General features: G+C 49.9%; 1 protein-coding gene. It reads left to right on the forward strand.

Features of this window, described 5'->3' with window-relative positions; translation table 11 throughout:
- The coding region (gene tnpC / locus B879_RS21340) for an IS66 family transposase (protein WP_040401630.1) at positions 1 to 687 on the forward strand (687 nt) is incomplete at its 5' end.
- Positions 688 to 712 lie beyond the last annotated feature (25 nt).

The raw sequence follows: 712 nt of genomic DNA on the forward strand, positions 1-712 counted from the left end.
GATTATCAGCCCGGCCGTGGTGCCGTGGCTGCTGAAAATATATTGAAAGGTTTCAGGGGATACCTGCAGACCGACGGATATGCTGCCTACAAAAAGCCCGGAATGCAGGAAGGGGTGACCCACCTGGCCTGCTGGGCACATGCGCGCAGGGAATTTTATGATGCCCAAAGCAACGACAGCAAAAGAGCCGGAGAGGCGCTTCAGTTTATTCAGAAGCTGTATGAAGTGGAGAGAGAAGCCCGTGAGAAAGGGTTGGATCCTGCCGGAATAAAAAAACTCAGACTCGACAGGTCCCTGCCTGTCATCAACAGTATGTCAAAGTGGATAAAGGAACAGCTGCAGGACAGGAACGTAATGCCCAACAGTGCCATCGGAAAGGCACTACGGTACAGTGCCGAAAGATGGGCCGAACTGTCCAATTACCTCTATGACGGCAGACTGGAAATAGACAACAACCTGGTGGAAAATGCCATCAGACCTGTGGCACTGGGAAGAAAAAACTACCTGTTTGCAGGCTCACACAGCGCCGCCAAAAGAGCAGCCATGGTCTACTCCTTCTTTGCGATCTGCAAAAAACACGGAGTGAATCCCTATGAATGGCTGAAGCATACCTTACAGAACATCATGTCCATCAATCATAAAGATATCAAATCCCTGTACCCGCAAAACTTCAAACCTGACATGTAGTTGCTCGGGTGCTTACGATCAAGGA

It is taken from the genome of Cecembia lonarensis LW9, assembly GCF_000298295.1.
Taxonomy (GTDB): Bacteria; Bacteroidota; Bacteroidia; order Cytophagales; family Cyclobacteriaceae; genus Cecembia; species Cecembia lonarensis.